Source organism: uncultured Thiodictyon sp., from assembly GCF_903828115.1.
Classification (GTDB): domain Bacteria; phylum Pseudomonadota; class Gammaproteobacteria; order Chromatiales; family Chromatiaceae; genus Thiodictyon.
The window spans coordinates 1-3639 of the sequence record NZ_CAIKKU010000046.1 but is presented as its reverse complement, the minus strand read 5'-3'; the positions used below and the strand labels follow the sequence as shown (position 1 = coordinate 3639).

General features: G+C 61.5%; 6 protein-coding genes and 1 pseudogene. 3 read left to right on the top strand and 4 right to left on the bottom strand.

The window, feature by feature from the left end:
* Window positions 1-141: 141 nt before the first annotated feature.
* The 3 genes from QZY48_RS01680 to QZY48_RS01670 all read right to left on the bottom strand — a co-directional run bounded on the left by QZY48_RS01680 (window position 142) and on the right by QZY48_RS01670 (window position 1598).
* Window positions 142-414, bottom strand: a complete 273-nt coding sequence (locus QZY48_RS01680; protein WP_295426868.1) for an NHLP leader peptide family RiPP precursor — start codon at window positions 412-414, stop codon at window positions 142-144.
* 181 nt (window positions 415-595) lie between these two features.
* Window positions 596-1240, bottom strand: a complete 645-nt coding sequence (locus QZY48_RS01675) for a flavodoxin domain-containing protein (protein ID WP_295426866.1) — start codon at window positions 1238-1240, stop codon at window positions 596-598.
* A 31-nt stretch (window positions 1241-1271) separates the two neighbouring features.
* Window positions 1272-1598 carry a hypothetical protein gene (locus tag QZY48_RS01670; RefSeq protein WP_295426864.1) on the bottom strand — a complete coding sequence of 109 codons (327 nt, stop codon included), beginning with the start codon at window positions 1596-1598 and terminating at the stop codon, window positions 1272-1274.
* A gap of 100 nt (window positions 1599-1698) precedes the next feature.
* Here QZY48_RS01670 and QZY48_RS01665 point away from each other — a divergent pair, with 100 nt between their 5' ends.
* The gene (locus QZY48_RS01665; RefSeq protein WP_295426861.1) at window positions 1699-2553 is read left to right on the top strand and encodes a methyltransferase domain-containing protein; all 855 of its coding nucleotides are present in this window, start codon (window positions 1699-1701) and stop codon (window positions 2551-2553) included.
* A 59-nt stretch (window positions 2554-2612) separates the two neighbouring features.
* Window positions 2613-2852, top strand: coding sequence for a hypothetical protein (locus tag QZY48_RS01660; protein ID WP_295426859.1), 240 nt, complete (start codon window positions 2613-2615; stop codon window positions 2850-2852).
* 11 nt (window positions 2853-2863) lie between these two features.
* Here the strand turns inward: QZY48_RS01660 and QZY48_RS01655 are convergent.
* Window positions 2864-3124 (bottom strand): annotated as a pseudogene (locus tag QZY48_RS01655) (recombinase family protein); the annotation flags it as partial.
* Here QZY48_RS01655 and QZY48_RS01650 point away from each other — a divergent pair.
* A complete protein-coding gene (locus QZY48_RS01650; RefSeq protein WP_295426871.1) occupies window positions 3102-3389 on the top strand; it encodes a helix-turn-helix domain-containing protein in 288 nt (95 codons plus the stop codon). The pseudogene QZY48_RS01655 and the gene QZY48_RS01650 sit on opposite strands and share 23 nt — an antisense overlap.
* Window positions 3390-3639: the final 250 nt, after the last annotated feature.

Genomic DNA, 3639 nt, shown 5'->3' with positions numbered 1-3639 from the left:
CCGACCTGCGGCGGCGGCTCGCCCAAGACCTCGGCGGCGAGGGTTTCGGTATCGCTTGCGCGGATCCTGGCAAACCGACACAAAATCCGCTGATCGCGGCGGTTATGAAGCTTGTGGCGTAATTGAAAGCAGGAAACTTCATTAACTGAGTAATGGGTTGTGCGACTTTCCATCTTGGTACCCTCCACCCGCCCCGCTCAAATCCACATCCGAGACGTCCGTGGGCCGTGCTGCGATCACCTGGGTGAAGACCTGCGCGGTGTTCTCCACCACCTGCACCCGGACGCCCGCGGGCACCGCCATGCCCTCGGCCTTGAGCGTCCCGGCCGGGTCGGCCAGGAGCCGCTGCTTGAAGGCCTCGTCGGCCCAGCACTTGGCGATGAGCTGCTGATACTGGTTGGATTGGTCGTTCATAGAGTTCTCCAGTGGCTGATGCTGGCCCCTCGGATCACCCACGACGGTTCGGGCGAGGGGCAGGACCCGGACCGCTTGACCAGATCAGGACGCGGCACCCCGCACCCGCGGGACCGGCCCTGGAAGGGAACAGGCCCGGCAGGTGAACCGCCTCCCGCCTGTCTCTCCACGGCCGATATAGTCAATCGTTGAAGACGCTCCCCCGGAGTCGATCGGCGAACTGCGCGGCGGCGCGTGGGTCGGTGCGGTCCCAGTCCGCCAGCGGTTGCTGCCGGGCGATGGCGTAGAAGCGCGTGAGCGCATCACGGTCCTCGTCCGTCAACTTGGCTACCATCAGACGCCCGCCGAAGGCCCGTGACAGTGTCGGCGCGGGGCGCAGCGGCGCGTTGAGCTGCGACAGGTAAGAGGCGATGCGTGCTTGGCCTTTCTCACTGTCGGGCGACGATCCACAGACCACAAAGGTCGCCACCACCCGGCCGTTCAGAACACTCGCGTGCTCTCTGATATAATCGCACATCGTGCGCATCGGCCCTTCAGTGAACACGGCGGAACCCAGGATGAACCGTGCCTTCTCACCGTAACCGTCGGGATTTCCGGAATCCCGGATATCGACCAGCTCGACGGGTCTTTGCAGGCCGTCGGCGATCCATTGCGCCGTATCCCTGGTAGCGCCATATTTCGTGCCATATAACAATAGGATGCGATCATCGTCCGCCAGGCTTTCGGCGATGAGGCCCGCGAACCGCCGCGCCGCTAAGGAGGCGAGCAGGGCGCTGGCTCCGATCTTCAACACGGTTCTACGCGATAGCGTCGTCGATGCGGTCATGAGTGTATCTCGAACAGCGACAATTGGGACACTAAAAGCCGCTATCGCGCGGCGTCAAATATAGCCTCCCAATGTGACACTCGAATAGACTAATTTTTAGATGAAAGATTTTAACCTTGTAAAACAGCAGCATACGCTCATAAAGCTTGTCCGGATAATTCATTGTTGGACTATAAACATGATAACTGAAGTTTCCGGCTTTTCCATGGGGGGTACCAGAGGGGCGGGGGGTAGCGCTGGGGGGATTTTCGAGGGGGTTTGCCCAGATCCAGCCAAACCCCTGCGAAAACTCCTGGCCCCAAGTGCCTGGCCCTGGCCAGCTTTCAGAACCCGGAAACTTCAGCATGATAATTGTCATGCGGGCGTCGTGCAAGTGCGGTGGCCACGCGGCTTGACCGGCGGCAGACACTGCCGCCGACCTGGCGGGGAATTTTGACAGGACGAGATGGTGACGTACTGTGTGCAGTGAATATCTGGCGTCCGGTTTTGCCGATGTCGATGCGTGCGATGACCCCAGCGCCTATCGGCACTGCCTGACCTTGCTCGATTCTTTACCGTATTTCCGGGCGTATAAACAGCGCAGCTACGAACTGCTCGATCTGTCTGCGGGGCTTCGCGTATTGGAGATTGGCTGCGGACTCGGGGACGACGCGTTTCGCATGGCGGAACGCGTAAGCCCGGACGGGATCGTCGCGGGCGTGGACGCCAGCTTTCTGATGGTTAAGGAGGCGCTCGCCCGCAGCCCAGTCGCCGCGCGCACCATTTTTATCCAGGCGGATGCCGGCATCCTTCCCTTTCCCGATCGAAGCGTTGACCGCTGCCGGATAGACCGCACCTTACAGCACCTCAGCGACCCCAAACAGGTGATTGGTGAAATGGTTCGAGTGCTGACACCCGGGGGACTATTGCTGGCATACGACAATGATTGGGGAACCTTTGCCGTGACCGGTCGCCATGACGATTCGACCAGAATCATTGAGACACTGTGGGCGGACTCATTCAAGAACCGATGGATCGGCCGATACCTGAAACACTATTTCCTGACGGCAGGATTGCGCAATGTCATGATGGAGCCGTCGGTTTCAGTGATCACTGATTTCGCACTTGCCGATCGCGTCTACAATCTGCGCCAAACCGTGGCACGGACGGTGGCTGCCGGGCGTCTCACGCCAGCGGTCGCTGAGCAATGGGTGCTGGCAGCGCAGGCCATGAGCCAATCCGGCGGTTTTCTCTGCACGCTGACCGCCTATACGGTGGTGGGAACAAAACCAGGCGGATCGCGGTCCACGATAGTGGCAAGAACCTCGCAATGACATACCCTACGCAGACCAGTCGCCGGCGGTACCATCTGGCCATCGCCGCCACCCTCAGGGTGGCGCTCATCGCCGGATGCGGATCCGCTGTTCCGGATTCCACCGCGCCGGCAATCCAGCCGGAAGACCCGCCGCCCGGCGCCACGCTCGCGGTCGTCCGGCTGGCGCTGCAGTGGCAGCCCCAGAGCCAGTTCGCTGGCTATTACCTGGCGCGCGACAAGGGGCTGTACCGGGCGGCGGCTGTCATTTTCAGAAGTCGAGTGCACCAAATATCAGAAGTCGCGTGCACTACCTACTAAACGCCAAGGACTTAGCCCCTGGCGAGTAACTTCACGCCATCCGCCCGCAGTTCCCCGGCGGGCGAGACGTGCCGGTACAGCGTCTGCCGGGTCACGCCCAGTTCGCGGCACAGATCGCCCACCTTGGTCTCGGGCTGCCCCATTGATGCCATGGCGAGTCTCAACTTCGCCGCGGTCATCTTGAACGGCCGCCCGCCCTTGCGGCCACGCGCCCGAGCCGACGCCAAGCCGGCCAGCGTCCGCTCCGAAATGAGCTCCCGCTCGAACTCCGCCTTATGCGGAGCACCGCATAACGCGCAGTTCGAGCGGCGGCCGATTCAGGAGCGGACCAAGGCGGGACTCACGGCGGCCCGGGCGCGCGGGCGCAAGGGCGGGCGCAGACCGACGACGGGCGAGGACCCGCGGGTGAAGACCGCGCAGCGGATGTACGCCGGCCGGGCACTGAGCGTGAAGCAGATCTGCAAGACGCTGGCGATCTCGCGGGCGAGGTTCTACCGCTATCTGGCCGTCGCGGCGAGGCCGGAGTCCTTAGCGTAAGTTTTCGTTGTGCGACACGATGTCGCATAAGTGATTGTTCTACTGGAAGTCTCTCTGAGGCGACCTGATAGAACCGACGGTTTCTCCCGTCGTAGCCTAGGCGCACATGCAGCAATTCCCGGCGAACACTCATTCGATGCGCTACCATAGCAATCATCTTGACTCAAATTTCTGTCGGCCAAGAAGAACTCTCAGCACAATCGGCTGCTGAAAACTAGGGTAGTAATTTTGGGCGCTGAAAAACTCTTTT

What these genes read in the sequence shown, in the direction of transcription:
- QZY48_RS01680 (WP_295426868.1), bottom strand. Translation starts at nt 414, where the DNA reads ATGAACGACCAATCCAACCAGTATCAGCAGCTCATCGCCAAGTGCTGG.
- QZY48_RS01675 (WP_295426866.1), bottom strand. Translation starts at nt 1,240, where the DNA reads ATGACCGCATCGACGACGCTATCGCGTAGAACCGTGTTGAAGATCGGA.
- QZY48_RS01670 (WP_295426864.1), bottom strand. Translation starts at nt 1,598, where the DNA reads ATGACAATTATCATGCTGAAGTTTCCGGGTTCTGAAAGCTGGCCAGGG.
- QZY48_RS01650 (WP_295426871.1), top strand. Translation starts at nt 3,102, where the DNA reads ATGAGCTCCCGCTCGAACTCCGCCTTATGCGGAGCACCGCATAACGCG.